Origin of the sequence: Vibrio sp. B1FLJ16, from assembly GCF_905175385.1 — a bacterium.
Lineage (GTDB): Bacteria > Pseudomonadota > Gammaproteobacteria > Enterobacterales > Vibrionaceae > Vibrio.
In genome coordinates, this window is sequence record NZ_HG992749.1 from 620,513 (window position 1) to 647,162 (window position 26,650).

The following is a 26,650-nucleotide window of genomic DNA, read 5'->3' on the forward strand; positions in this document are numbered from 1 at the left end:
CACATTTTTATTTGCCTGATGTCGTCTGTTTAGGCTGTCGAAGAAAATAAACACAGGCTTAATAAACTGAAGACGACTATGTACAAAAAACTATTAGCGATTGTCGCAACGGCGTTAAGTGTGCAATCGGCGCACGCGATTGTTCTGGGGCAAGAGGAAACCAATCCGGCTGATCGTGTATCAATTCGCGCTAGTAATATGGCTGAGTTTCCCATCTGTGGCGGTACGATGGTGACTGACCAGTGGGTGATGACAGCAGCGCACTGTGTCGTGATGGGAGAAGGAACAAACGAAGCGAGCTACTACGTCACCTCTCCCGGGGAGCTTGCCATTACTGCGAGAACGCATGATCTCAATAACACAACTATCGACAATTATTACTCCGTGTCTCATGTGGTCGTCCACCCAAAGTACACTCGAATAGCGAAAGCAGAAGTGGATGTTGATGGGGAAATAACGCCTATCCAAACTGCTCTTGATAGTGATATCGCACTGTTGTATCTCACTCGTCCGGTAAGCAACGTCGCAATTGCGGATTTGGCGACGAAAGAAGAGATGATTGATATTGAAGCCCGGCTTGCCGCTGACTGGGATGATAACTACGAGACCAATCAGCGTACAGCCAATATACAAGTGTTTGGCTGGGGAACGACAACGCCAATGGCAGCAGAAGCATCTCCGACACTAAAAACAACCTCGCTTGGTTTTCTTCCTATTGATAAATGTTATGAACGTCTGGAAATTGGCAGCAGTTTTCCCGGGGCGATTAACTCTCGAGAAAATGTTACAAAAATTTGTTCTCTTCCAACCGTTAACAGCATTCTTGAAGAGGGAAGCAGTACTCAGTTTGGCAACTCTGATTGTAAAGGTGACAGTGGTGGCCCGCTCCTTGATATTGCGACCGGGAAACAAATTGGCATCGTTAGTGGCGCGCCATTGATTTTGCCAACCTGTGGTTCGTTGACCATTCCAAGTTTTTATACCAAAGTCAGTCAGTATTATGATTGGGTGCAGTCGTATATTACCGCGGAATCGCCTCCGAGCAGCTACATCATAGCTCCTGACTTCATTACAGAAATCCAAGAAGGGAATGACGATTACTGTCATGACGGAATTGCGACCAATAACTGTAATTTCAGAGATACAAGTGATGGTGGCGGCAGTCTTAATCTTGGCTTCTTATCCCTGCTAGGGTTACTAGCATGGCGCAGAAGACAGAATTTCTGAGGCTTGTTAATCAATCTGGATTGCTAATAGTCACAGAAACAGTAAAAGCAGCGAACTTGGCTGCTTTTTTATTGCCTGCAAACTTTTAAATTTCACTGTTTTTTACACTCTTTACAGCTGCTTTACAGCTATATTCTGGGTATTCACTTGCTATTGCAGCATCTAAACATATACTAGTCTGCTGCGAAAAACTCGTCGCAATTTTATCGCTCTCGCGGGCGTGATTTGAACCATTTAAAAGACAAGTAACATGCAAGTATCAGATTTCCATTTCGACCTTCCAGATGAACTTATCGCTCGCTACCCTCAGCCGGAGCGTACAGCCAGCCGACTACTGCAAATGGATGGCAATACTGGTGAGATTGTTGATGGCACATTCACTGATGTGCTGGATCAAGTTCAGCCGGGTGACCTGGTGGTTTTCAATAATACCCGTGTTATTCCTGCACGTATGTTTGGCCGTAAAGAATCTGGCGGTAAGCTGGAAGTTCTGGTCGAGCGTATGTTGGACGAAAAGAGTATTTTAGCGCATGTCCGCTGTTCAAAATCGCCTAAACCAGGCACGACCATCATTGTCGGCGAGAATGACCAATACTCGGCTGAAATGGTAGCTCGTCACGATGCGCTATTTGAGCTGAAGTTTGACTCTGATAAGACGGTACTAGAGATTCTGGAAGAAATCGGCCACATGCCGCTGCCTCCATACATTGACCGCCCAGATGAAGACGCAGATAAAGAGCGTTACCAGACCGTTTATAACCAAAAGCCGGGTGCCGTCGCAGCGCCAACGGCAGGTCTGCACTTTGATGATGTGTTACTGGACAAGATCAAAGCAAAAGGTGCTGAGTTTGCGTATGTTACCCTGCATGTTGGTGCTGGTACGTTCCAGCCGGTTAAAGTAGATAACATCAACGATCACCACATGCATGCAGAGTATGTAGAAGTACCGCAAGAAGTTGTGGACGCTATCAATGCAACCAAAGCCCGTGGTGGACGTATTATCGCTGTTGGTACGACATCGGTTCGCTCGTTAGAAAGTGCAGCGCAAGATGCACTGAAAAAGGGAACAGAGTTGGTACCATTCTTCGGCGATACTGAAATCTTTATCTACCCGGGTTACCAATATCAGCTGGTGGACTGTTTGATCACGAATTTCCACCTTCCAGAATCAACCTTGATTATGTTGGTGAGCGCTTTCGCAGGCTACGAAAACACCATGAACGCATATAAGCATGCGGTAGATAATCAATACCGCTTCTTCTCATATGGTGATTCCATGTTTATCAAGAAGAAAACGGCATAATTTTTAATAGGGGCTTCAAACATCTCGTTTACCGATGACGAGGGTTGAAGTCTTTTGCAGTAATAAAAAAGGCAATTTACGAGTGCTAGCATTAAGCTAGGAAATAAAGCAGAACTTCTGCTTTGTCTCTCGCAAGGAAAGGCGACCGCTCCTTCATGGGGATAACCCCGAAAATATCGTCAGACTGTTTCTCTGACACCCGGAGGCATCGTGAAATTAAAATTCGATCTTAAGAAGAAAAACGGTACGGCACGTCGTGGTCAATTGACTTTCGAACGTGGCACTGTGCAAACACCTGCGTTTATGCCAGTTGGTACATACGGTACGGTTAAGGGCATGACGCCGGAAGAAGTAAAAGGTACCGGCGCTGAAATCTTGCTAGGTAACACTTTCCACTTGTGGTTACGCCCTGGTCAGGAAGTAATGAAAATGCATGGCGACCTGCATGACTTTATGAACTGGCATGGTCCTATTCTTACCGATTCAGGCGGCTTCCAGGTATTCAGCCTGGGTAAAATGCGTACCATCACTGAAGAAGGTGTACACTTCCGTAACCCAGTAAATGGTGACAAGATTTTCATGGACGCTGAAAAGTCGATGGAAATCCAGAAAGACCTGGGTTCTGACATCGTAATGATCTTCGACGAGTGTACGCCATACCCAGCGACTCACGACGAAGCGAAAAAATCGATGGAAATGTCAATGCGCTGGGCACAGCGCTCTCGCGATCACTTCGATAAGTTGGAAAACCCTAATAACCTGTTTGGTATTGTACAGGGTGGTGTTTACGAAGACCTTCGTGACGTATCGGTAAAAGGTTTAACAGAGATCGGTTTTGATGGTTATGCGGTTGGTGGTCTTGCTGTAGGTGAACCTAAGGAAGACATGCACCGTATCCTTGAGCATACGTGTCCGCAGCTTCCGGAAGATAAGCCTCGCTACCTGATGGGTGTTGGTAAACCGGAAGACCTAGTTGAAGGTGTTCGTCGTGGTATCGATATGTTTGACTGTGTAATGCCTACGCGTAACGCACGTAACGGCCACTTGTTTGTTACTGGTGGTGTGATCAAGATCCGTAATGCGAAACATAAAACGGATACAACACCGCTGGATCCGCACTGTGACTGTTACACTTGTCAAAATTACAGCAAGTCGTACCTTCACCATTTAGAGCGTTGTAATGAGATTCTGGGTGCGCGTCTTAACACCATCCATAACCTGCGTTACTACCAGCGTCTGATGGAAAGTATTCGTAAGGCGATTGATGAAGATCGTTTTGATGAGTTTGTTGAAGAGTTTTACGCTCGCCGTGATCGTGAAGTTCCACCACTAAGCAAAGCTTAAAAAATTATAGCCTCTGGCATGTCGCCAGAGGCTTTTGCCAATAAAGTAGGCTAAAGCACGTTATTTTTGAGAGAGTGATCTCTATTAGTCACTTTCAGACTTGAATCTCAACGGTAAAAGCCCAACTTGTTGGATTATCAATAAAATATAATGAGGATGTTTCAATGTTTATTTCTCAAGCTCACGCAGCAGCAGAAGGCGCACCAGCAGGCGGCGGTTTTGAAATGCTAATCATGCTTGGCATGTTCGCAGTGATCTTTTACTTTATGATTTACCGCCCACAAAGCAAACGTGTAAAAGAGCACAAGAACCTAATGGCTTCTATGAGCAAAGGTGACGAAGTTCTAACAAGCGGTGGTCTGGTAGGTAAAATTACCAAGATTGCTGAAGATAATGATTTCATTTCAATTGAGCTTAATGCGAACAATGAAGTTGTAATCAAAAAAGACTTCATCACTGCAGTGCTACCTAAAGGTACGCTTAAGTCTCTATAAAACAGCTAAAGGGTCCTCGCTGTGCTAAACCGTTACCCATTATGGAAGTACTTAATGGTGCTTTTTGCGATCATCGCAGCTGCACTATACGCACTTCCAAATATCTACGGTGAAGATCCGGCTATTCAAGTTACAGGGGCGCGTGGCGCCTCTGTAGATATGTCAACGCTGGATGCTGTCACTACTGCTCTTGATAAAGAGCAACTTTCTCATAAATCCATTGCTCTCGAGAATGGATCAATTCTTGTCCGATTTACCGACACTGATACGCAAATTAGTGCTCGTGATGTCATCAGCGAAGCGTTAGGCAACGACAACATTGTTGCACTTAACCTTGCTCCTTCTACTCCAGACTGGCTAGAAGCGATTGGCGCATCTCCACTTAAACTGGGTCTTGACCTGCGTGGTGGTGTTCACTTCCTGATGGAAGTGGATATGGATGCTGCCATGGAAAAACTGGTTGGTCAGCAAGAAGAAGCGTTCCGTAGCGAACTTCGCGACGCTAAGATCCGTTACCGTGCTATTCGTCCTTCTGGTAAAGAAGCGGTAGAAGTGTTACTTCGTAACGAAGAGCAACTGGCTGAAGCGAAGCGTACATTAGAAAAGAATCACCCTGACATGAACTTTGTTGATTCTGATTCTAATGGTCGTTTTTCACTTGTTGCGACTTTCACTGATCAGCGTTTACAAGAGATTCGTAACTACGCGGTAGAGCAGAACATTACTATTTTGCGTAACCGTGTAAACGAACTTGGCGTAGCTGAACCGCTTGTACAGCGTCAAGGCGCTAGCCGCATTGTGGTTGAGCTTCCGGGCGTTCAGGACACGGCGCGAGCAAAAGAAATTCTGGGTGCTACGGCAACACTGGAGTTCCGCGAAGTTGATGATAAAGCTGATTTATCAGCTGCAGCGAATGGTCGTGCACCAGCTGGCAGTGAAATCAAAAAAGATCGCGATGGTCGTCCTGTTGTTCTGAAAAAGCGTGTGATTCTTGGTGGTTCGAGTATTACGGATGCAAGCTCAAGTGTGGATGAATATGGTCGTCCTCAGGTTAACATCTCGCTAGACAGCGAAGGTGGTAACAAGATGTCTGCGTTCTCGAAGAAGAACATCGGTAAGCTGATGGCTACGGTGTTTGCTGAGTACAAAGACAGCGGACGCAAAACTCCTGAAGGCAAAGTCATCCTGACGAAGCACGAAGAAGTGATTAACCAGGCAACGATTCAGTCTGCACTAGGCCGTAACTTCCGTATCACAGGTATCGACTCTGCGGCAGAAGCTCATAACCTTGCGCTACTATTGCGTGCAGGTGCTCTGATTGCGCCAATCTCTATTGTAGAAGAGCGTACAATCGGCCCGTCAATGGGTCAGCAAAACATCGATATGGGTATTCAGGCATGTATCTGGGGTATGGTGGCAGTAATGCTGTTTACTCTGCTTTACTACCGTGGTTTTGGTCTGATTGCCAACATTGCACTGATGGCTAACCTTGTACTGATTATCGGTGTGATGTCGATGATCCCGGGTGCGACGATGACGCTGCCGGGTATCGCAGGTATCGTATTAACCGTCGGTATGGCCGTTGATGCAAACGTACTGATCTTTGAGCGTATCCGTGAAGAACTTCGTGATGGTCGAAACCCGCAGCAAGCGATTCACCAGGGTTACGCGAACGCGTTCAGTACCATTGCAGATGCGAACATCACAACACTTATCACTGCAATCATCCTGTTTGCGGTAGGTACTGGTGCTGTGAAAGGTTTCGCAGTAACGCTATCTATCGGTATCTTAACTTCAATGTTCACCGCCATTATAGGTACACGTTGTATCGTGAACCTGCTTTATGGTGGCAAGCGCGTTGATAAATTGTCGATCTAAGGCTGGGAATTAATATGTTTCAAATTCTAAAAGCAGATAAAACGATCGGCTTTATGCGTTGGTCGAAAGTGGCATTCGTTTTCTCAATTATAATGATTGCTGCTTCTATCTTCACATTGTCAACCAAATGGCTGAACTGGGGGCTGGATTTTACCGGTGGTACTCTGATTGAAGTTGGTTTTGAAAAGCCGGCTAATCTTGAAGAAATTCGTACTGCTCTGGACTCAAAAGGTTTTGGTGACGCAACGGTACAGAACTTTGGTAGTGCCCGTGATGTAATGGTTCGTCTTCGTCCCCGTGATGATGTATCTGGTGAAACGCTGGGTAATCAAATCATCAGTGCTATTAAAACTGGTACTGGTGAAAGCGTAGAAATGCGCCGTATCGAGTTCGTTGGTCCGAACGTTGGAGATGAGCTGACAGAGGCGGGTGGCCTTGCGATTTTAGTATCGCTAATCTGTATCCTGATCTACGTATCAATGCGATTTGAATGGCGTCTTGCAGCGGGTGCGGTACTGGCACTGGCGCACGATATCATTATTACGCTGGGTGTATTCTCGTTCATGCAAATTGAAGTTGACTTAACTATCGTGGCTGCATTGCTAACGGTGGTTGGTTACTCGCTCAACGATACGATAGTGGTATTCGACCGTATCCGTGAGAACTTCCGAAAAATGCGTAAAGGTGAACCGGCTGAAATCATGGATGCTTCAATCACTCAGACATTGAGCCGTACATTGATTACATCCGGAACCACGTTGTTCGTAGTTATCGCGCTGTTTGCTCAGGGCGGTGCTATGATCCATGGCTTTGCAACTGCATTGCTACTTGGTATTACGGTAGGTACTTACTCTTCTATCTATGTTGCATCAGCACTTGCGCTAAAACTGGGTATCCAGAAAGAGCACCTGATGCCACCGCAAATAGAAAAAGAAGGTGCAGAGTTCGACGAGATGCCATAGGCAGCTTGAAAGATTCACACTAAAAACCGCTGAGCAATCAGCGGTTTTTTTGTGTCTGACAAACTTATAAATTTCAATTTACTTTGAAGTGTTCCTAGAGGGGAACTCTATGTTTTGATTGGATAAGTGACAGAGGCTATGTTTGGTATTTTGTGGAGAGAAAAATGTCAAGACAAGCAGAGGTTAAGGTACAGCTCTTGAAATTTATTGAGATTTTGTACAAGTATAACAAAGGAGTAACGACCAAGTTAGTCACTGGGGGGAAGCGATTTAAGTTAGCGGTTGATGATTCAGGTAAAGTAACTCTGTCGGGAGAGCTTGGTTTTACTAAATTTGAAGTATCAAAAGAAATGGTCGAGGAGTTAGGGATAAAGCTAAAGTCTGTGTCCGTAACGTTTCAAAGTCATAGTGACGGAAACCTGACTTACAGTGGTAGTGTGTCATTGTTTGGAGTTGTAACGTTTGGTGTGACGGGGCAAGTCAACATCCGAGAGCTTGTCGAAAAGTGTGAATGGGGCTTATGTAAGTACAGATTTAAACCGAGTAAAATTGATCAAGCTCTTCGTGAAGCGGGAGCGTAACGAGCATGATTAAAAAAACTTTTCCTATCCTGTGCCTAACTGTATTGCCTAATACATCTGTTGCTAACGAGTTTTACAAAATATATACAGATATAAGGCACAACTTGTACAAAATGCAATATGATGAAGTCATCAACGTAGTTGCCCAACCAGGCCTGACTATCAACGAAATAGAAGAGATTAAATCCCATCCAGTTAAGTTTGGTTACAAGTTCCCCTTTTTATCGTCAATTACATCAAGCTTAATTACAGAACTATCGCACTTTGAAAGTACGTATAAAGATGGCTCAGTAGGCTGCCTTTCAGTTAATGGCTTTGGAGATATTTATCAACCGGTTACCGTCTCTTTGCAATTCGAGTCAATTGAGCAAATGTGGAGAGTAAAGCAGGTAAAGGTACACCAACTTGCTGACTATGACCGATTTTACAAGAAAGCTGATTGTTCAAAATAAAAAAAGCCCCGCTCAAAGAGCAGGGCTATTCAAAAGTCATCAGCGTGACGGGCTAGTATGACTCAAGAATCTGTTACTTAAGGATCGCGCTGTTGCCGTTTTCGCGAATGTGCTTAAGGATAGATTTCACGCCACGTGCGCTAGAAGCAACAATGTTGCCAGACTTCATGTAATCAGTACCGCCAGCGAAGTCAGTCAGGATTGCGCCCGCTTCACGAGCAATAAGCTCACCAGCAGCCATATCCCAAGGCTTCAGACCTAGCTCGAAGTAACCATCAACACGGCCTGCAGCTACGTAACAAAGGTCAAGCGCAGCAGAACCAGTACGACGGAAGTCTGCACACTCTGTAAATAGAGAACCTACGATCTTAATGTAAGACTCTGAGTGTTGTTTTTGCTTGAATGGGAAACCTGTAGCAAGGACAGTACCTTGAAGGTCTTTAAGCGGAGTCACACGAATACGTGCGCTGTTTAGCTGTGCACCAGCACCACGTTGTGCAGTGAATAGCTCGTTCTGCATTGGGTCATATACACAAGCAACTTCAGTTTTGCCTTTGATACGAACTGCGATAGAAACAGCGAAGTGTGGGTAACCTTTTACAAAGTTAGTAGTGCCATCCAGTGGGTCGATGATCCATTGTACGTCTTTATCTTTACCTTCGATAAGACCTTGTTCTTCAGCAACGATGCAGTGCTCTGGGTAAGACTGCTTGATAGTATCGATGATGATGTACTCTGCTTCTTTGTCTACGTTAGTGACAAAGTCATTAGTGCCTTTAAGTGTAGATTCTACTTTATCAGTGTTTTCTAATGATTTAGCAATATGATTGCCTGCTTTTCGCGCAGCGCGAATAGCAATGTTTAGCATAGGATGCATACGATTTTCCCAACGGATGTTAAAGAACGAATTAAAGCGGCGGCGAGTATACCAAAGTTAAAAGAAAAAGGAAGTGGTTATTTTTTGTTCTAAATGCAATGGTTCCAGCCTCTTTAGTTATTGGTATACGACATCAATTGACGAGAATGCGAATAGTGCACAGCTTCACTCTAGGGTGTGTTAAAAAATTATGTTAATATCCTGCGGTTTTTAATCAGGTAGCAATCACAGATGTTGGATCAAGTAAAAATCGTACTCGTCGGTACCTCTCATTCTGGCAATATCGGCTCAGCAGCCCGAGCAATGAAAGTCATGGGGTTAAGCCAACTTGTATTGGTCGATCCGCAGTGTGAAGTAGATGACCAAGCAATAGCGTTAGCTGCTGGTGCCAGTGATATTGCTCAAAACGCAACAATTGTCAGCACACTAGAAGAAGCGATTTCAGACTGTGGTCTGGTGGTAGGTTCCAGTGCGCGCTCACGTACTCTTGAATGGCCGATGCTGGAGCCACGTGAGTGTGGCGAAAAGTTCGCAGTCGAGGGGCGAAATCATCCAGTAGCGCTGGTATTTGGACGTGAAAGAACTGGCTTAACAAACGAAGAGCTACAAAAGTGTCATTACCATGTATGTATTCCGGCGAATCCAGAATACAGCTCTCTTAACTTGGCTATGGCGGTTCAGACGCTGAGCTATGAAGTTCGTGTCGCACACCTTAACCTAGAACAAAGCCAGTTTTCAGCTACTGAGCAAGAGGAATATCCACGACATAAAGAGCTGGAAATGTTCTTTGAACACCTTGAAAAGGTCATCGTGGAAACCCAGTTTATAAGTAAAGAACAGCCAGGCCAGGTGATGAATAAGCTTCGACGTTTGTTCTCACGAGCACGACCAGAGGCTCAGGAGCTAAACATTCTCAGAGGCATATTAACCTCGATAGAGAAGAAGCGCTGAATGATTAATAACCACCTTTAATGTAAGGATGAATACCTGAGTAAAATAGTCAGATAAATACTTGACTAAAATACTCGGGTATGGAAAAATCATAACCATTACAAACCATGTGGATACGGTGTGGTATGAAACTTACATCTAAAGGAAGATATGCGGTAACAGCCATGCTGGATGTGGCACTGCATTCGCAACAAAACCCTGTACCTCTTGCTGATATTTCAGAACGTCAGGGAATCTCGCTTTCTTACTTAGAGCAACTTTTTTCTAAATTGCGTAAAGCAGGCCTTGTTGCCAGCGTTCGTGGTCCAGGCGGTGGTTACCGACTAGGCACAGACGCACACAGCATCGCAATTGGAACAGTGATTGCGGCTGTAGACGAGTCAGTTGATGCAACTAAATGTCAGGGCAAAGGAGATTGTCAGGGCGGGACTCGTTGCCTAACACATACACTATGGCGTGACTTAAGCTCTCGCATCAGTGACTTCTTGAATAACATCACTCTTGGTGAGCTGATGACTGACAATGAAGTACTACAAATTTCTGACCGTCAGGACATTGATCTGGCGGTGACTAATGGGTTTACCAACAAAAATACAACCGCCGCGCCCATCGGTGTAAACGTCCGCTCTTAGCGGTCAGCTTTTTACATTGGAGTAGAGAATGAAACTGCCGATTTATCTTGATTATTCCGCTACATGTCCAGTTGATCCACGTGTTGCTGAGAAAATGGTTCAGTACATGACAATGGATGGCACATTTGGCAACCCAGCGTCTCGTTCGCACCGTTACGGCTGGCAGGCAGAAGAAGCAGTAGATACTGCTCGTGAGCAAATTGCTGACCTTCTAAATGCAGATCCACGCGAGATCGTATTTACATCAGGTGCGACAGAGTCTGACAACCTTGCAATCAAAGGTGCAGCTCACTTTTACTCTAAAAAGGGTAAACACATCATCACGTGTAAAACAGAACATAAAGCGGTTCTTGACCCATGCCGTCAGTTAGAGCGCGAAGGTTTTGAAGTTACTTACCTAGAGCCCGAGTCAAATGGCTTAATCGATCTAGAGAAACTTAAAGCTGCAATGCGTGATGACACAGTGCTTGTTTCTATCATGCACGTGAACAACGAGATTGGCGTTATTCAAGACATCACAACAATTGGTGAGCTATGTCGTGAGCGTAAAATCGTATTCCACGTAGATGCAGCTCAGTCTGCTGGTAAGTTGCCAATCGACGTTCAGGAAATGAAAGTTGATTTGATTTCTCTATCAGCCCACAAGATTTACGGTCCTAAAGGTATCGGTGCACTTTACGTACGTCGTAAGCCTCGTATCCGCCTTGAAGCACAGATGCACGGTGGCGGCCATGAGCGTGGTTTCCGCTCTGGTACGCTGGCAACTCACCAAATCGTTGGTATGGGTGAAGCTTTCCGCATCGCAAAAGAAGAGATGCAGAAAGATTACGATCACGCACTAGCGCTTCGTAACCGTCTACTTAACGGTGTGAAAGACCTTGAAGCGGTAACGGTAAACGGTGATCTGGAGCAGCGTGTACCACAAAACCTAAACATCAGTTTTGCTTTCGTAGAAGGTGAATCACTGCTGATGTCGCTTAAAGACCTGGCGGTATCATCTGGTAGTGCATGTACTTCTGCGAGTCTAGAGCCATCTTACGTTTTACGTGCCCTTGGCATGGACGATGAATTGGCTCACAGCTCAGTTCGTTTCTCATTCGGTCGTTTCACGACAGAAGAAGAAATTGATTACGCAATTGAACAAATCCGCGTTGCAGTGACTAAGCTACGCGACATGTCTCCTCTATGGGATATGTACAAGGAAGGGGTTGATTTGAGCACAGTTGAATGGGCTCATCATTAATCTCAGGGATAGAATAGAGGATTCGAGGTAATTTATCATGGCATACAGCGAAAAAGTAATTGATCACTACGAGAACCCACGTAACGTAGGTTCATTTGACAAAGAAGATCCATCAGTAGGTAGCGGCATGGTTGGCGCACCAGCTTGTGGCGACGTTATGAAACTGCAAATTAAAGTGACACCGGAAGGTATCATCGAAGATGCGAAGTTCAAAACGTATGGTTGTGGTAGTGCAATCGCATCAAGCTCACTGGTAACTGAGTGGGTAAAAGGCAAATCAATTGATGAAGCGGCTGCAATTAAGAACTCTGAAATTGCAGAAGAGCTAGAACTTCCACCTGTGAAAGTTCACTGTTCAATTCTTGCTGAAGATGCAATCAAAGCAGCGGTTGCAGACTACAAGAAAAAACACCAAGAATAATTATTCCGTAATATAATGGGAGCCGTTAACGCTCCCATTCCAATCGTAATTTAGACAGACTAAGGTGCAGTATGGCCATCACAATGACAGAAACAGCGGCAAGTCGCGTAAAAGCATTCCTGGATAACCGAGGCAAAGGTATCGGTTTACGTCTTGGAGTGAAGACGACTGGCTGTTCCGGCATGGCGTATGTACTTGAGTTTGTTGACGAGCTAAACGAAGCTGAAGATGAAGTTTTTGACCTTTCAGGGGTAAAAATTATCATCGATAAAAAAAGCTTGGTGTACTTAGACGGTACCGAATTGGATTACGTGAAGGAAGGGTTGAATGAAGGTTTTGAGTTCAACAACCCGAACGCAAAAAGTGAATGTGGTTGTGGTGAAAGCTTCAACGTCTAATTGATTGTCCTTCTGGGCAACCGAGTCCGGAAGGCTTTACTAGGACCCGAACTTAATGAATCACTTTGAATTATTTGGGCTACCAAGTCAGTTTCAGCTGGATGGTAGCCTTCTTTCTTCTCAGTTCCGAGAACTACAAAAACGTTTCCACCCAGATAACTTTGCGACGGCGTCTGAACGCGACCGCTTGATGGCAGTACAAAAAGCAGCGCAGATTAACGATGCTTATCAGGTTCTGAAAAATCCGATCTCTCGCGCGGAGTACATCTTGGCAGAGCAGGGAACGGAAATTCGTGGCGAACAACAAACTATGCAAGATCCGATGTTCCTGATGGAACAGATGGAACTACGTGAAGAACTGGAAGAAATTGCTGGCAGCTCTGATCCTGAATCAGCGCTTTTTGACTTCGACTCTAAGGTCAGCAAAATGTACAAGCAGCATTTGGCAAACGTCGAGCAAGAGCTTGATGACGGTCTTTGGGCAGAAGCCGCAGACCGAGTTCGTAAGCTGAAATTTATTGCCAAGCTAAAGCACGAAATTGAGCTGGCTGAAGACAAGCTCCTCGGCTAGTCAGCGTTACAAGGACCAATCATGGCATTACTTCAAATCGCAGAACCGGGTCAAAGCTCGGCACCTCATGAGCATAAGTTGGCAGCGGGTATCGACTTAGGTACGACCAACTCATTGGTTGCTTCCGTACGCAGTGGCGATGCAACTACATTACTGGATGAGCAGGGCTGCAGCATTCTGCCTTCAGTGGTTAACTATTCGGCAGAATCAATCATTGTCGGTGATGACGCAAAAGCGAAAGCCGAGTTCGAACCAGAAAATACGATAATCTCAGTAAAACGTTTGATCGGCCGCTCACTGAAAGACATTCAGTCTCGCTATCCATCATTACCTTACCAGTTTAAAGAGAGCGATAACGGCTTACCGGTTCTACAAACTGCTCAAGGCGACAAAAACCCAATTGAAGTATCAGCAGAGATACTGAAGGTGCTTGGGAAACGCGCTGAAGAAACATTGGGCGGCGACCTAGCAGGTGTTGTAATTACCGTTCCAGCGTACTTTGATGACGCACAACGTGCAGGCACCAAAGATGCCGCCAAGTTAGCTGGCCTGCATGTTCTTCGTCTTCTGAACGAACCGACTGCAGCTGCGATCGCTTATGGTCTGGATTCCGGGCAAGAAGGCGTGATAGCGGTTTACGATTTGGGCGGTGGTACGTTTGATATCTCAATCTTGCGTCTGTCTAAGGGTGTCTTTGAAGTATTGGCAACTGGTGGTGATTCAGCGTTAGGCGGTGATGATTTTGACCATCTGTTTGCTGAGTTCCTGATGGAGCAAGCGGGTTTGAATACTCAGCTTTCTGCAGAGCAAAATCGCGTACTACTGAACATCGCTACCGCAACAAAGATCGCATTTTCTGAGCAAGACAGCGTAGAAGTTGACGTATTTGGCTGGAAAGGTACGGTTACCCGTGATCAGTTTGAGGATCTTATCCGTCCGCTAGTGAAGAAAACACTGATGTCTTGTCGCCGCGCACTGAAAGACGCGGACGTTGATGCAGAAGATGTGCTTGAAGTGGTGATGGTTGGTGGTTCAACACGTACTCTGTTAGTACGTGAAATGGTTGGCGAATTCTTTGGCCGCATGCCACTGACAAGTATTAATCCAGATGAAGTGGTCGCGATTGGTGCGGGTATCCAAGCGGATATTCTGGCGGGCAACAAGCCGGATTCGGAAATGTTACTGCTTGACGTGATTCCATTATCACTTGGCATTGAAACCATGGGTGGTTTGGTTGAAAAAATCATTCCGCGTAACACGACGATTCCTGTTGCTCGCGCACAAGAATTTACCACATTCAAAGACGGTCAAACCGCGATGAGTGTACACGTTGTGCAAGGTGAGCGTGAAATGGTCGATGATTGCCGTTCTTTGGCTCGCTTCTCTCTCAAAGGCATTCCACCAATGGCAGCTGGTGCGGCGCATATCCGTGTAACATACCAGGTGGATGCCGATGGACTGCTGTCTGTTACTGCAATGGAAAAGAGCACCGGCGTGCAGTCTGAGATCCAGGTTAAGCCTTCGTATGGTCTGAGTGATAACGAAGTCGCTGACATGCTGCGTGACTCGATGACTCACGCAAAAGAAGACATGCAAGCACGTGCTTTAGCTGAACAACGCGTTGAAGCGGATCGTGTGATTGAAGGTTTAATTGCTGCAATGCAAGCTGATGGTGATGATTTACTGTCAGAGCAAGAGAAACAAAATCTGGTAAAATCAATTGAAGCACTGATTGAGCTGCGTAATGGCGATAATGCGGATGCGATTGAGCAGGGCATTAAAGATACCGATAAAGCGAGCCAAGACTTTGCATCACGCCGTATGGATAAATCGATTCGAGCTGCACTGTCAGGTCAATCAGTAGACGATATATAAGAGATAAGTAGTATGCCTAAGATTATAGTATTACCACACGCAGATTTGTGCCCTGAGGGTGCAGTGCTGGAAGCAAATACTGGTGAAACTGTTCTGGACGTAGCGTTGAAGAATGGCATTGGTATTGAACACGCGTGTGAAAAGTCATGTGCCTGTACCACTTGCCACGTGATCATTCGCGAAGGTTTTGACTCCCTTGAAGAGAGTGAGGAGCTTGAAGATGACATGCTGGATAAAGCATGGGGTTTAGAGCCTGAATCTCGCCTTGGCTGTCAGGCGAAAGTAGCCGACGAAGACCTGGTTGTTGAGATTCCAAAATACACGCTAAACCACGCTTCAGAAGATCATTAATATAGTCTCCCTAAAGTGGAGATGAAGAAAAGGAAGATGAGCAATGAAATGGACAGATTCTCGCGATATCGCAATCGAACTTTGTGACAAGTTTCCAGACATCGATCCGCAAACCGTGCGCTTTACCGACCTTCATCAATGGATCATGGAATTAGATGAGTTTGACGATGAACCAAACCATTGCAATGAAAAGATTCTTGAAGCGGTCATCATGTGCTGGATGGACGAAGCTGACTAATGCTCGATTCGGTTGTAAAACGCAGCTGAGTTAACAATTCTTACTAAAAAAAGCGGACCCTTAGGTCCGTTTTTTTATCAAGTTGACATTTTTGCCCTACATAATGCTAACATCCGTAAGTTATTAAAAAAGAAGCGGCGTAGACGGCGCCGTTATAAGACAGGAGAAACCATGTCTACACAGATGTCTGTATTTTTAAGCCAAGATTCCGCTGCTCCACATTGGGGTGAAAAAGCCTTACTTTCGTTTTCAGAAAACGGAACGACAATTCATTTAGGTGAAGGCCATGATCTTGGCGCAATTCAGCGTGCAGCTCGTCAGCTAGATGGCCAGGGTATTCATTCGATTCTGCTTTCTGGTGATAACTGGGATCTGGAAAGCATCTGGGCTTTCCATCAAGGTTACCGTAATCCGAAAAAACATGGCCTGCTAGAGTGGGCATCACTGCCGGAAGAAGATCAGGCAGAGCTTCAGGCGCGTATCGTAGCGACTGATTTCACGCGAGATGTTATCAATAAAACTGCAGAAGAAGTTGCACCTCGTCAGTTAGCGACTATGGCAGCTGAATTCATCAAATCTGTTGCACCGGAAGGTACTGTTACCGCTCGTATTGTTAAAGATAAAGATCTGTTAACCGAAGGCTGGGAAGGTATCTATGCGGTTGGTCGTGGCTCTGAGCGTACGTCCGCAATGCTGCAACTAGACTATAACCCGACAGGTGATGAAAACGCGCCAGTGTTCGCATGTTTAGTAGGTAAAGGAATTACTTTTGATTCGGGCGGCTACAGCCTGAAGCCTTCTAACTTTATGAGTGCGATGAAAGCGGATATGGGTGGTGCAGGCACGATTACCGGTGGTCTGGGCTTAGCTATCCAGCGCGGTTTAAACAAGCGTGTAAAACTGATCCTTTGTTGTGCAGAGAACATGATTTCCGGCCGTGCGCTTAAGCTTGGCGATATCATTACATACAAAAACGGTACGACCGTAGAGATCATGAATACCGATGCGGAAGGTCGTTTGGTATTGGCGGATGGTCTTATTTACTCAAGTGAGCAAAAGCCAGAATTAATTATCGACTGCGCTACCCTAACTGGTGCTGCGAAAAACGCGTTAGGTAATGATTACCATGCGTTAATGAGCTTCGACGACGAGCTTGCACACCAAGCTCTGACTGCGGCAAATCAGGAGAAAGAGGGTCTGTGGCCACTGCCTCTTGCTGATTTCCACCGTGGTATGCTGCCATCAAACTTTGCGGATCTGTCGAACATCAGCTCCGGTGACTACACTCCAGGTGCAAGTACGGCTGCGGCATTCCTGTCTTACTTTGTCGAAGATTACAAGAAAGGCTGGTTACACTTTGACTGTGCTGGTACGTACCGCAAAGCAGCTTCTGAGAAATGGGCTGCGGGTGCAACCGGTATGGGTGTTCGCACTCTTGCCCGTCTTCTTAACGAGCAAGCAGACAAATAACTTTTATGGCAGCGCCTTATTGTCAGGTACTGCCATAGTCAAGTAAGTCACTTTTAATCACTATTATTACAAGTACAAAAAAGGAAACCTTATGGCTCTGGAAAGAACGTTTTCAATTGTTAAGCCTGACGCAGTGGAAAGAAACCTGATCGGTGAAATCTACAACCGCATTGAGAAGGCTGGACTACGTATTATAGCGGCAAAAATGGTTCACCTGACGGAAGAGCAGGCGAGCGGTTTTTACGCGGAACATGAAGGTAAAGAGTTCTTCGAACCTCTGAAAGAGTTTATGACCTCCGGACCAATTATGGTTCAGGTTCTTGAGGGTGAAAATGCGATTGCACGTTACCGAGAACTGATGGGTAAAACAAACCCGGAAGAAGCTGCATGTGGTACGCTTCGCTGCGATTACGCATTAAGCATGCGCCACAATTCTGTACATGGCTCCGATAGCCCGGAATCTGCGGCTCGTGAGATTGAGTTCTTCTTTCCTGAGTCAGAGATTTGCCCACGTTAATCTTGTATTAGCATGTGCTCGTAAAGATAGTAAGCCCCGGAGATTCCCGGGGCTTTTATTATCTACCCACCCTAAATTCTCTTAGATTAAAATTGTTTAAATTTTAATCGCTATGATTTTAATGCCTTAGCAAACTCAAGGTTTTACAACCCTTGTTGTAGCTGCATAAAGGCTGTACAATTCGCGCCCTTATTCTTGTTTCAGTCATTGAGAGGTAATATGACCACTGAAAAAATCAATCTACTCGACTTTGATCGCAAAGGCATGCGTCAGTTTTTCGCAGAAGAACTCGGCGAAAAAGCGTTTCGTGCCGATCAGGTTATGAAGTGGATCTACCATTTCGGTGTTGATGACTTCGACAACATGACGAACATCAATAAGAAGTTACGTGAGAAACTGCAGCATAAGTGTGAAATCAAAGCCCCCGTTGTTGCGGAAGCTCAGCACTCTTCTGACGGCACTATTAAGTGGGCGATGAAGGTTGGTGACCAGGATGTGGAAACGGTTTACATCCCTGAAGATGATCGCGCAACATTGTGTGTCTCTTCTCAGGTGGGATGTGCTCTGGAATGTAAATTCTGTTCAACGGCTCAGCAAGGCTTTAACCGTAACCTAAAGGTTTCCGAAATCATCGGTCAGGTATGGCGCGCAGCACGTGAAGTCGGTTTGGAGAAAGAGACTGGTCGTCGTCCGATTACTAACGTAGTAATGATGGGGATGGGTGAACCGTTACTTAACATGAAAAACCTGATCCCTGCTCTGGAAATCATGCTGGATGATCTGGGCTTTGGTCTATCTAAGCGCCGTGTAACTGTGTCTACATCGGGTGTCGTATCAGGTCTTGATCAAATGACGGGTAAAATCGACGTGGCGTTAGCCATTTCACTTCATGCGCCAAACGATAAGTTACGCAGTGAAATTATGCCAATCAATGACCGTTGGGACATTCAGGATTTTCTGGCATCAGTGCGTCGTTATATTGCATCTTCTAATGCAAACCGTGGCAAAGTGACAGTAGAGTATGTACTACTTGATCATGTGAATGATGATATGGACCATGCGCGGGAGTTAGCAGAGCTAATGAAAGATACGCCATGTAAGATCAACTTGATTCCGTTCAACCCGTACCCAGGATCACCGTACAAGAAACCAAGTAACTCCCGTATTGACCGTTTCCAGAAAACGCTCATGCAGTATGAGCACACGGTAACCGTACGCAAGACCCGCGGTGACGATATTGATGCTGCGTGTGGTCAGTTAGTTGGTGATGTTATAGACCGGACTAAGCGTACTGCTGCATTAAAAGCGGCACGTGGTGCGGAGACTATTGAAGTCAAAGCCGTGTAAATTGAGTGAAAATTTATAATAGCCAGAGCCATTTGCTCTGGCTATTTTGTTTACTGAACTTATGATACGCAAATGCTTTCAGTATAAGCGATGCATAGTGACTCGTTTTTATACACAACGTTCGCGGAATTACTTATTTCAGGTGATCAGTTGGTAACCCTATTTGAATAGTGGAATTGCGTAGAATTTCGAATTACAGTGTCAAAGTTTGGACAAAAGCTTGAGTAATCTGTTAGTTTGGGCGTAAAGAGTTTTTATCTTTGTTATGCATTCGCTTATCATATTACATAGCAGGTACCACAACATCGAGAATTCTCCGCTCTTTTCTTTCATTACGCTTTGCCGATTGTTGTAAAACGGGTATCCATACTCCAAGTGCCGAGAATTTCTTAAAATTATTATTTTGGTTAACACGATCAGACTACCTAGCTTTAATTTAGGATGAAGCAAAGAACGAACATGAGTAGCCGTGTTAATGACTAAAGCAGACTAAAACACCATTATGACAGACCACGAAAATACCAACGAAGTACCGCTGTCTATTGCAGCGGGTACCTTGTTAAAGAATAAACGCGAATCTCAAGGCATGACTCAGAAGCAAGTAGCTGATCGTCTGAGACTTCGCGTTTCTGTTATTGAAGACATAGAAAACAACCGATTCGATTCTAAGCAAGTGACGACGTTTACCCGTGGTTATTTGCGTTCTTACGCAAAAGTTGTCGGACTTGACGAAAAAATAGTGCTATCCGCACTAGAGCAAACAGCTGACATAAAGCCTAAAGCTGAAGATGTCGAAATGCAGAGCTTTTCTCGCAAAACAAAACATGAAAAGCATAATAGCCGCATTATGCTGCTGACCTGGATTATCGCGATAGTTATTACCGGTATTTCCGCAGCTTGGTGGTGGCAGAATCAACAGGAAAATAGTCTTTCCCAAGTTGTGACAGACACGGATATAGAAGCGCCTAGCCCTAGTGCAGAAGAGTTGGTCGAAATCGATAACATGAGTACAGATGATCTGATCGCAGGTAAATCAGAAGAGAGTATGACTGCAGCTCAAACCCCGGAAGTAGATGAGAGCTTGGATACTTCACCGGAAACTGACGCTTTACCAGAGCTTGGTGATGAGATTGCTGCCAGTGAGACCTTGGAAGAAGCTGAAGAACCTGTCGCTGTTATTGAAGAGGCTCCGGTTGTGGAAGAGCCGGCAGTTGTCGTACCAAAAGGCATGACTCTGCTAACAATGAAGTTTCAATCAGATTGTTGGATTCAGGTTAAAGACGCCAACGGCAGAACACTAGTAACTGGCACTCGTAAGCCAGGGCAGGATGTCGAACTTACCGGAAAAGCACCATTTAATGTGATATTGGGCGCTCCGGAAGGGGTGACAATGACATTTGCGAGTGAACCTGTTGACCTTTCTGGGTATACTTCAGGCAAAGTCGCTAGATTCACTTTACCGTTATAAAAAAATTATGCAACACGAATCTCCTATTATTCGTCGTAAATCGACGCGTATTTATGTGGGTGATGTACCAATTGGTGATGGTGCGCCAATTGCTGTACAGTCAATGACCAACACTCGCACGACTGACGTGGAAGCGACAGTCGCACAAATCCGGGCACTAGAAAAAGTTGGTGCAGACATCGTACGTGTTTCTGTACCTACGATGGATGCTGCTGAAGCGTTTAAACAGATCAAACAGCAAGTGTCAGTTCCTTTGGTTGCGGATATTCACTTTGATTACCGCATTGCACTAAAAGTGGCTGAGTATGGTGTTGATTGTTTACGCATTAACCCAGGAAATATCGGTAACGAAGAGCGTATTCGCTCGGTTGTTGATTGCGCCCGTGATAAAAACATACCGATCCGTATTGGCGTCAATGGCGGTTCTTTAGAAAAAGATCTGCAGATGAAATATGGTGAGCCGACTCCGGAAGCTTTAGTTGAATCGGCAATGCGTCACGTGGATCACCTTGACCGCCTTAACTTTGACCAGTTCAAAGTGAGCGTTAAAGCATCAGATGTTTTTCTTGCGGTAGATTCATACAGGCTTCTAGCTAAGAAAATCGACCAGCCTCTGCATTTAGGAATTACAGAAGCCGGCGGGGCGCGTGCTGGAGCAGTCAAATCTTCAGTTGGCTTAGGTATGCTTCTGGCCGAAGGGATTGGCGACACCTTGCGTATTTCTCTTGCTGCGGACCCTGTAGAAGAGATCAAGGTAGGTTTCGATATTCTGAAGTCTCTGCGTATTCGTTCACGCGGTATTAACTTCATTGCGTGTCCGAGTTGTTCACGTCAGGAATTCGATGTAATCGGTACTGTAAACGCACTTGAAGAGCGCTTAGAAGACATCATTACTCCGATGGATGTGTCGATTATCGGCTGTGTGGTAAACGGTCCTGGTGAAGCAGAGGTTTCTCATCTAGGTCTGGCAGGCAGTAATAAGAAGAGTGCTTTTTATGAAGATGGTAAACGCCAGAAAGAGCGCTTTGATAACAATGATCTTGTAGATCAGCTAGAAGCTAAAATCCGTGCGAAAGCGTCCATGATGGACAATGAAAATCGTATCGAAGTAAAAGTACAAGATTAATCTCAACGAGAATTACGGACAGTATTGTGGCAAAAACAATTCAAGCAATTCGAGGCATGAACGACTGCCTCCCAACTCAATCGCCACTGTGGCAGAAACTAGAAAACGCAGTGAAAAATGTAATTAGCGCATACGGTTACAACGAAATGCGTATGCCAATCGTTGAGATGACCCATCTGTTCAGCCGAGCTGTTGGTGAAGAGACAGACGTGGTTTCGAAAGAGATGTACACGTTCGAAGATCGCAATGGCGATAGCCTGACGCTTCGTCCTGAAGGGACTGCTGGCTGTGTACGTGCCGGTATCGAAAATGGTTTGTTGTACAACCAGGAACAGCGTGTCTGGTACATGGGCCCGATGTTCCGTCACGAGCGTCCTCAGAAAGGCCGTTACCGTCAGTTCCACCAGTGTGGCGTGGAAGTATTTGGCCTGAATGGTCCTGACGTAGATGCTGAACTTATTATGATGACCGCTCGTCTGTGGCGTGAACTTAGCATCGATAAGCATGTTCGTCTTGAGTTGAACTCAATTGGTTCGCCTGAAGCTCGTGCAAACTATAATGAAGCTTTAGTGGCGTTTCTGGAACAACATATCGATGTACTGGATGACGATTGCAAACGTCGTATGCACACTAACCCTCTGCGAGTACTGGACAGTAAAAACCCAGATGTTCAGAATATTTTAGGTGATGCACCTCGCCTTTCTGATTACTTAGATGATGATTCTAAGCAACATTTTGCAGGTCTTTGTGAACTTCTTGATGCTGCGGGTATCGAATACACTGTTAATGAACGCCTTGTTCGTGGTCTGGACTACTACAACCGTACTGTTTTCGAGTGGATCACTGAAAGCTTAGGTTCTCAGGGTACGGTATGTGGTGGTGGTCGCTACGATGGTCTGGTCGAGCAGCTTGGCGGTAAAGCGACGCCTGCGGTTGGTTTTGCGATGGGTCTAGAGCGTCTGGTATTGATGCTTGAAACTTTGGAGCTGACAGAAGTACGCCGCTCTGTAGATGTTTACGTAGTCACGGCCGGCGAAGGCACCATGATGGCCGGAATGAAACTTGCTGAGCAGCTTCGTGAAGAAGTACCAGGCGTTCGTGTGATGAATCACTTTGGTGGCGGTAACTTCAAGAAACAGTTTAAACGCGCAGATAAAGTCGGTGCTGTTGTAGCATTGGTTCTGGGTGAGAACGAGGTTGCGGATAACACCGTTGTACTGAAAGACTTGGCTGGTGGTGAGCAAGAGACTTACAACCAGGCAGAAGTTGCTGAAAAGATCGCAGCGCTTATCTAAGTCTTTTAGTAAGCTAGTAACTTTATCCTGATTCGTTATCTAAGGCTCCCAAATGCGGAGCCTTTCAACGAAATAGGAACAATGGCAGCTAAGCTGCCATTTACATGTTTTAAGAGGACAGGAAGTGGAACTTTACGATACTGAAGAACAACAAGTTGAAGCCATTAAAGACTGGTGGAAAGAGAACGGTAAAGCCGTGATCATTGGTGCAGTTGTTGGTTTAGGTGGTTTATTTGGTTGGCGTTACTACCAGGATTCGGTAATTCAGGCGAGTGAAGCGGCTTCGCAAAACTACACGACAGCCATTACTGCTCTGCAGGAAAACGGTGTCGACGCTCAAACTGAAGTTCAGGCCTTTATCGACTCAAGCCAAGTTAAAGAATATTCAGTATTGGCAGCCCTGCAATTAGCCAAAGCGCAAGTTGAAGCAGAAGACCTGACAGCAGCGCTTGAGCAACTTAAATGGGCTCAAACCAGCACTAAAGATGCCGCATTGTCTCCACTAATCAGTTACCGTATTGCTCGTATTGAAGCTGAGTTGGGTAATTTCGATGCTGCAACCTCAGAACTAAGTAAAGTTACCGATGCAGCATGGAATGGCCGTATCGCAGAACTTCGCGGTGATATTGCACTTCGTCAGGGTGACAAGGATTCGGCTTATGCTGCCTACACTGAAGCGCATCAAGCAGCAGATGCAAGCCCGACACTACAAATGAAATTGGACGATCTGGCGAAATAAGGACCGCATTGGATGAAAAGAGTCTTTAAGAAAGCCTTGCTTGGTGTGTTAACTGTGGGAATTCTTGCTGGCTGTGCAAGCGAAGAAGATACCATTGTTATGGCGCCGCTACCTCAGGTCGATAGTGAGTTCACTACGAAAACCGAGTGGAGCACATCAGTTGGTGATGGTGTAGGCCATTACTTCTCTAAGCTGTCGCCTGTATACGCTAATGATATGTTATTTGTTGCTAGCCGTGATGGGATTGTAAAAGCTCTTGATCCAGAGAATGGCAAAGCGCAATGGCAAGTTGATCTCGAAGAGAGTGTTGTTGCCCGACTTTCAGGTGGTATCACGGCCGCTTACGGAAGCCTGTACATTGGTTCTGACAACGGCGATGTTATTTCTCTGTCCCAGGAGACAGGTGAAGTGAACTGGCGTGTCAAGGTTGGTGGTGAAGTTCTGGCTAAGCCAGTTGCTGACTCTGGCCTGATCATTATCAATACCAGCCGGGGGGTGCTAGTCGCTCTTAACGAAAGCACAGGTGAACAACGCTGGGCGCTAAGCACTGAAGTACCTAACCTGACTTTACGTGGTGACAGTACACCAGTTGCAATTGGTGGTGGTGTCTTCTGGGGGACGGCGAATGGCCGACTTGCAGCCGCAATTGTCGAGCGTGGACAGCTTATCTGGCAACAGCCAGTAGGTACGCCAAAAGGTGCTACTGAGATTGACCGTCTGGTTGATGTCGATGCATCTCCGATTGTGCTTGGCGGGACTCTCTTTACCGTTGGTTTTAATGGTCAGCTGATTGCCGTTGATCTTCGTTCTGCTAACCCGATCTGGAAGCGTAACTATTCATCGGCGAATGATATGGCAACGGATGGCAGTCGTTTGTTCGTGATCACTGAAAAAGATCACGTGGTGGCCGTTGACGCTCGCAGTGGTACCGAGTTGTGGTCAAACAACTTGTTAGAGCATCGCCAGCTTACCGCACCTGTAGTTGTGGGTAACTACGTTGTGGTTGGTGATACTCTTGGCTACTTGCATTGGATAGATCGTTCAACCGGTGATTTTGTCGCCCAGCAATATGTTGATGACAGTGGTTTTGCTGTTGGCCCGACACTATTGTCTGATGGTTATGTCCTTACAACACGTAACGGCGATGTAAAGAAACTAACCATTAACGAATAATATCGTGATATAATTCACATTCGGCTCCTGGCTGGTGACAGTTAGGAGCCGTTTTGTTGTTTGAAATTATTTATTAACAGTTATTCCTGACGTGGTTATAGGTAAAAAGCTGGTTTGATTTGGCATTGAGCAAGTCGTTACCTATAACTACAGAAGAAAGATTATTGTAGAGGTTGTTATGGTACCTGTTGTGGCCCTTGTTGGGCGTCCGAACGTAGGTAAATCTACACTATTTAACCGATTAACCCGTACTCGTGACGCGTTGGTTGCGGACTTTCCTGGCCTGACGCGAGACCGTAAATATGGCCAGGCTCGACTTGGCGAAGAGCACGAGTTTATTGTGATTGATACCGGTGGTATTGATGGCACAGAAGAAGGTGTGGAAACAAAAATGGCGCAGCAGTCGCTGGCAGCCATTGATGAAGCAGACGTAGTGCTGTTTCTTGTTGACGGTCGTGCTGGCCTTACGTCTGCTGACGAAGCCATTGCCGCGCATCTGCGTAAAATTGAAAAGCCAGCAATGCTGGTAGTTAACAAAATTGATGGTATCGATGCTGATGCTGCTTGTGCCGACTTTTGGCAGTTAGGTGTCGACGACATGTACCAGATTGCTGCTGCTCATGGCCGTGGCGTAACTGCGCTTCTAGAGCGTGCTCTGGCTCCGTTCTTTGACGATTTGCTTGCCAGCGAATCTGAAGAAGGTGAGATCGAAGATCTGACAGAATTTGAAGATGCTGAGATTGCGGATGATGAGTACACCGAAGAAGAAGCGGAGCAAGAGTTCCAGCGTTTGCAAGATCAGCCAATCAAGCTTGCAATCATCGGTCGTCCGAACGTAGGTAAATCTACGCTGACCAACCGTATTCTGGGTGAAGAGCGTGTTGTTGTGTACGATATGCCTGGTACCACCCGTGACTCTATCTACATTCCTATGGAACGTGATGGTCGTGAATATGTACTTATCGATACGGCTGGTGTCCGTCGTCGTGGTCGTATTAACGAAACGGTTGAAAAGTTCTCGGTTGTTAAAACGTTAAAAGCAGTCGAAGATGCTAACGTGGTTTTGCTGGTGATTGACGCTCGTGAAAACATTTCAGACCAGGATCTTAGCCTGCTTGGCTTTGCTCTGAACGCTGGCCGTTCTATCGTCCTTGCCGTGAACAAGTGGGATGGTCTGGATAACGACGTGAAAGAGAGCGTGAAAAAAGAGCTGGACCGCCGTCTGGGCTTTGTCGATTTTGCCCGTATTCATTTTATCTCTGCATTGCACGGCACTGGTGTTGGCCACTTGTTTGAGTCGATTCAGGAAGCGTATAAGTCTGCTACGACTCGTGTCGGTACTTCAGTGCTGACCCGTATCATGAAAATGGCAGTTGATGATCACCAACCACCTATGGTTCGTGGTCGTCGTATTAAGCTGAAATACGCACACGCAGGTGGTTACAATCCACCAATTGTGGTGATTCACGGTAATATGGTTCGCGATTTGCCAGATTCGTACAAGCGCTATCTGATGAACTACTTCCGTAAGTCTCTGGAAATCATGGGTACTCCAATCCGTATTAACTTCCAGAACAGTGACAACCCATACGAGAACCGCACTAACAAACTTACGCTTTCTCAGGAACGTAAACGCAAACGTATGATGTCTGCGGTAAAAAACCGTAATAAATAATCGAGTTCAGGATACCCAAGTTTTGCTTGGGTATTTTTTTAA

General features: G+C 45.7%; 27 protein-coding genes. 26 read left to right on the forward strand and 1 reads right to left on the reverse strand.

What is annotated here, in order from left to right:
- Window positions 1–78: 78 nt before the first annotated feature.
- The 8 genes from KHN79_RS02820 to KHN79_RS02855 all read left to right on the forward strand — a co-directional run bounded on the left by KHN79_RS02820 (window position 79) and on the right by KHN79_RS02855 (window position 8,241).
- Entirely contained in the window at window positions 79–1,227 is a 1,149-nt protein-coding gene (locus KHN79_RS02820) for a serine protease (RefSeq protein ID WP_182010340.1), read from the forward strand.
- A 250-nt stretch (window positions 1,228–1,477) separates the two neighbouring features.
- Window positions 1,478–2,530, forward strand: a complete 1,053-nt coding sequence (queA, locus tag KHN79_RS02825) for a tRNA preQ1(34) S-adenosylmethionine ribosyltransferase-isomerase QueA (protein WP_182010341.1) — start codon at window positions 1,478–1,480, stop codon at window positions 2,528–2,530.
- 210 nt (window positions 2,531–2,740) lie between these two features.
- Window positions 2,741–3,874 (forward strand): tRNA guanosine(34) transglycosylase Tgt, encoded by a 1,134-nt coding sequence (tgt, locus tag KHN79_RS02830; protein WP_182010342.1) that lies wholly within the window; start codon window positions 2,741–2,743, stop codon window positions 3,872–3,874.
- Window positions 3,875–4,038: 164 nt separating this feature from the next.
- Window positions 4,039–4,368 carry a preprotein translocase subunit YajC gene (yajC, locus tag KHN79_RS02835; protein ID WP_182010343.1) on the forward strand — a complete coding sequence of 110 codons (330 nt, stop codon included), beginning with the start codon at window positions 4,039–4,041 and terminating at the stop codon, window positions 4,366–4,368.
- A 21-nt stretch (window positions 4,369–4,389) separates the two neighbouring features.
- The gene (secD, locus tag KHN79_RS02840; protein ID WP_182010344.1) at window positions 4,390–6,246 is read left to right on the forward strand and encodes a protein translocase subunit SecD; all 1,857 of its coding nucleotides are present in this window, start codon (window positions 4,390–4,392) and stop codon (window positions 6,244–6,246) included.
- A gap of 14 nt (window positions 6,247–6,260) precedes the next feature.
- Entirely contained in the window at window positions 6,261–7,208 is a 948-nt protein-coding gene (gene secF / locus KHN79_RS02845) for a protein translocase subunit SecF (protein ID WP_182010345.1), read from the forward strand.
- 164 nt (window positions 7,209–7,372) lie between these two features.
- A complete protein-coding gene (locus KHN79_RS02850) occupies window positions 7,373–7,789 on the forward strand; it encodes a hypothetical protein (protein ID WP_182010346.1) in 417 nt (138 codons plus the stop codon).
- Window positions 7,790–7,794: 5 nt separating this feature from the next.
- Window positions 7,795–8,241, forward strand: coding sequence for a hypothetical protein (locus KHN79_RS02855; protein WP_244812594.1), 447 nt, complete (start codon window positions 7,795–7,797; stop codon window positions 8,239–8,241).
- 73 nt (window positions 8,242–8,314) lie between these two features.
- Here KHN79_RS02855 and suhB read toward each other — a convergent pair whose 3' ends face one another.
- Complete coding sequence (gene suhB, locus KHN79_RS02860; RefSeq protein ID WP_182010347.1) at window positions 8,315–9,118, reverse strand: inositol-1-monophosphatase; 804 nt, start codon at window positions 9,116–9,118, stop codon at window positions 8,315–8,317.
- Between the two features lie 231 nt (window positions 9,119–9,349).
- Between suhB and trmJ the strand changes: the two genes are divergently transcribed.
- The 18 genes from trmJ to der all read left to right on the forward strand — a co-directional run bounded on the left by trmJ (window position 9,350) and on the right by der (window position 26,608).
- Window positions 9,350–10,069 (forward strand): tRNA (cytosine(32)/uridine(32)-2'-O)-methyltransferase TrmJ, encoded by a 720-nt coding sequence (trmJ, locus tag KHN79_RS02865; protein WP_182010348.1) that lies wholly within the window; start codon window positions 9,350–9,352, stop codon window positions 10,067–10,069.
- A gap of 125 nt (window positions 10,070–10,194) precedes the next feature.
- Complete coding sequence (gene iscR / locus KHN79_RS02870) at window positions 10,195–10,701, forward strand: Fe-S cluster assembly transcriptional regulator IscR (protein WP_182010349.1); 507 nt, start codon at window positions 10,195–10,197, stop codon at window positions 10,699–10,701.
- A 28-nt stretch (window positions 10,702–10,729) separates the two neighbouring features.
- On the forward strand, window positions 10,730–11,944 hold the full coding sequence (locus KHN79_RS02875) for an IscS subfamily cysteine desulfurase (protein WP_182010350.1): 1,215 nt from the start codon (window positions 10,730–10,732) through the stop codon (window positions 11,942–11,944).
- Window positions 11,945–11,981: 37 nt separating this feature from the next.
- A complete protein-coding gene (gene iscU / locus KHN79_RS02880; RefSeq protein ID WP_005483070.1) occupies window positions 11,982–12,365 on the forward strand; it encodes a Fe-S cluster assembly scaffold IscU in 384 nt (127 codons plus the stop codon).
- A 71-nt stretch (window positions 12,366–12,436) separates the two neighbouring features.
- Window positions 12,437–12,763 (forward strand): iron-sulfur cluster assembly protein IscA, encoded by a 327-nt coding sequence (gene iscA, locus KHN79_RS02885; RefSeq protein WP_140254838.1) that lies wholly within the window; start codon window positions 12,437–12,439, stop codon window positions 12,761–12,763.
- Between the two features lie 55 nt (window positions 12,764–12,818).
- Window positions 12,819–13,334: a co-chaperone HscB gene (gene hscB / locus KHN79_RS02890; RefSeq protein ID WP_182010351.1), complete on the forward strand. Its 516-nt coding sequence runs from the start codon at window positions 12,819–12,821 to the stop codon at window positions 13,332–13,334.
- Between the two features lie 21 nt (window positions 13,335–13,355).
- A complete protein-coding gene (hscA, locus tag KHN79_RS02895) occupies window positions 13,356–15,209 on the forward strand; it encodes a Fe-S protein assembly chaperone HscA (protein ID WP_182010352.1) in 1,854 nt (617 codons plus the stop codon).
- 12 nt (window positions 15,210–15,221) lie between these two features.
- Complete coding sequence (fdx, locus tag KHN79_RS02900) at window positions 15,222–15,560, forward strand: ISC system 2Fe-2S type ferredoxin (protein WP_182010353.1); 339 nt, start codon at window positions 15,222–15,224, stop codon at window positions 15,558–15,560.
- 43 nt (window positions 15,561–15,603) lie between these two features.
- Window positions 15,604–15,798: a Fe-S cluster assembly protein IscX gene (gene iscX / locus KHN79_RS02905; RefSeq protein ID WP_182010354.1), complete on the forward strand. Its 195-nt coding sequence runs from the start codon at window positions 15,604–15,606 to the stop codon at window positions 15,796–15,798.
- A gap of 171 nt (window positions 15,799–15,969) precedes the next feature.
- Window positions 15,970–17,268: an aminopeptidase PepB gene (pepB, locus tag KHN79_RS02910; RefSeq protein ID WP_182010355.1), complete on the forward strand. Its 1,299-nt coding sequence runs from the start codon at window positions 15,970–15,972 to the stop codon at window positions 17,266–17,268.
- 91 nt (window positions 17,269–17,359) lie between these two features.
- Window positions 17,360–17,785: a nucleoside-diphosphate kinase gene (gene ndk / locus KHN79_RS02915; RefSeq protein WP_182010356.1), complete on the forward strand. Its 426-nt coding sequence runs from the start codon at window positions 17,360–17,362 to the stop codon at window positions 17,783–17,785.
- 219 nt (window positions 17,786–18,004) lie between these two features.
- Window positions 18,005–19,132 (forward strand): bifunctional tRNA (adenosine(37)-C2)-methyltransferase TrmG/ribosomal RNA large subunit methyltransferase RlmN, encoded by a 1,128-nt coding sequence (locus KHN79_RS02920; RefSeq protein WP_182010357.1) that lies wholly within the window; start codon window positions 18,005–18,007, stop codon window positions 19,130–19,132.
- A gap of 502 nt (window positions 19,133–19,634) precedes the next feature.
- Window positions 19,635–20,600 (forward strand): cytoskeleton protein RodZ, encoded by a 966-nt coding sequence (rodZ, locus tag KHN79_RS02925; RefSeq protein WP_182010358.1) that lies wholly within the window; start codon window positions 19,635–19,637, stop codon window positions 20,598–20,600.
- Window positions 20,601–20,607: 7 nt separating this feature from the next.
- A complete protein-coding gene (gene ispG / locus KHN79_RS02930) occupies window positions 20,608–21,726 on the forward strand; it encodes a flavodoxin-dependent (E)-4-hydroxy-3-methylbut-2-enyl-diphosphate synthase (RefSeq protein ID WP_182010359.1) in 1,119 nt (372 codons plus the stop codon).
- Window positions 21,727–21,752: 26 nt separating this feature from the next.
- On the forward strand, window positions 21,753–23,021 hold the full coding sequence (hisS, locus tag KHN79_RS02935) for a histidine--tRNA ligase (RefSeq protein ID WP_182010360.1): 1,269 nt from the start codon (window positions 21,753–21,755) through the stop codon (window positions 23,019–23,021).
- Between the two features lie 124 nt (window positions 23,022–23,145).
- On the forward strand, window positions 23,146–23,760 hold the full coding sequence (locus KHN79_RS02940; protein WP_182010361.1) for a YfgM family protein: 615 nt from the start codon (window positions 23,146–23,148) through the stop codon (window positions 23,758–23,760).
- Window positions 23,761–23,772: 12 nt separating this feature from the next.
- Complete coding sequence (gene bamB, locus KHN79_RS02945) at window positions 23,773–24,933, forward strand: outer membrane protein assembly factor BamB (RefSeq protein WP_182010362.1); 1,161 nt, start codon at window positions 23,773–23,775, stop codon at window positions 24,931–24,933.
- Window positions 24,934–25,111: 178 nt separating this feature from the next.
- Window positions 25,112–26,608 carry a ribosome biogenesis GTPase Der gene (der, locus tag KHN79_RS02950; protein WP_182010363.1) on the forward strand — a complete coding sequence of 499 codons (1,497 nt, stop codon included), beginning with the start codon at window positions 25,112–25,114 and terminating at the stop codon, window positions 26,606–26,608.
- Window positions 26,609–26,650: the final 42 nt, after the last annotated feature.

Bases quoted from the DNA above. Each gene is read 5' to 3' on its own strand.
- der (WP_182010363.1), top strand. From the start codon at position 25,112: ATGGTACCTGTTGTGGCCCTTGTTGGGCGTCCGAACGTAGGTAAATCT.
- fdx (WP_182010353.1), top strand. From the start codon at position 15,222: ATGCCTAAGATTATAGTATTACCACACGCAGATTTGTGCCCTGAGGGT.
- ispG (WP_182010359.1), top strand. From the start codon at position 20,608: ATGCAACACGAATCTCCTATTATTCGTCGTAAATCGACGCGTATTTAT.
- hscB (WP_182010351.1), top strand. From the start codon at position 12,819: ATGAATCACTTTGAATTATTTGGGCTACCAAGTCAGTTTCAGCTGGAT.
- KHN79_RS02855 (WP_244812594.1), top strand. From the start codon at position 7,795: ATGATTAAAAAAACTTTTCCTATCCTGTGCCTAACTGTATTGCCTAAT.
- bamB (WP_182010362.1), top strand. From the start codon at position 23,773: ATGAAAAGAGTCTTTAAGAAAGCCTTGCTTGGTGTGTTAACTGTGGGA.
- rodZ (WP_182010358.1), top strand. From the start codon at position 19,635: ATGACAGACCACGAAAATACCAACGAAGTACCGCTGTCTATTGCAGCG.
- KHN79_RS02920 (WP_182010357.1), top strand. From the start codon at position 18,005: ATGACCACTGAAAAAATCAATCTACTCGACTTTGATCGCAAAGGCATG.
- iscR (WP_182010349.1), top strand. From the start codon at position 10,195: ATGAAACTTACATCTAAAGGAAGATATGCGGTAACAGCCATGCTGGAT.
- iscA (WP_140254838.1), top strand. From the start codon at position 12,437: ATGGCCATCACAATGACAGAAACAGCGGCAAGTCGCGTAAAAGCATTC.
- hscA (WP_182010352.1), top strand. From the start codon at position 13,356: ATGGCATTACTTCAAATCGCAGAACCGGGTCAAAGCTCGGCACCTCAT.
- pepB (WP_182010355.1), top strand. From the start codon at position 15,970: ATGTCTACACAGATGTCTGTATTTTTAAGCCAAGATTCCGCTGCTCCA.
- iscU (WP_005483070.1), top strand. From the start codon at position 11,982: ATGGCATACAGCGAAAAAGTAATTGATCACTACGAGAACCCACGTAAC.
- ndk (WP_182010356.1), top strand. From the start codon at position 17,360: ATGGCTCTGGAAAGAACGTTTTCAATTGTTAAGCCTGACGCAGTGGAA.
- secF (WP_182010345.1), top strand. From the start codon at position 6,261: ATGTTTCAAATTCTAAAAGCAGATAAAACGATCGGCTTTATGCGTTGG.
- KHN79_RS02820 (WP_182010340.1), top strand. From the start codon at position 79: ATGTACAAAAAACTATTAGCGATTGTCGCAACGGCGTTAAGTGTGCAA.
- suhB (WP_182010347.1), bottom strand. From the start codon at position 9,118: ATGCATCCTATGCTAAACATTGCTATTCGCGCTGCGCGAAAAGCAGGC.
- queA (WP_182010341.1), top strand. From the start codon at position 1,478: ATGCAAGTATCAGATTTCCATTTCGACCTTCCAGATGAACTTATCGCT.
- KHN79_RS02875 (WP_182010350.1), top strand. From the start codon at position 10,730: ATGAAACTGCCGATTTATCTTGATTATTCCGCTACATGTCCAGTTGAT.
- trmJ (WP_182010348.1), top strand. From the start codon at position 9,350: ATGTTGGATCAAGTAAAAATCGTACTCGTCGGTACCTCTCATTCTGGC.
- KHN79_RS02850 (WP_182010346.1), top strand. From the start codon at position 7,373: ATGTCAAGACAAGCAGAGGTTAAGGTACAGCTCTTGAAATTTATTGAG.
- yajC (WP_182010343.1), top strand. From the start codon at position 4,039: ATGTTTATTTCTCAAGCTCACGCAGCAGCAGAAGGCGCACCAGCAGGC.
- iscX (WP_182010354.1), top strand. From the start codon at position 15,604: ATGAAATGGACAGATTCTCGCGATATCGCAATCGAACTTTGTGACAAG.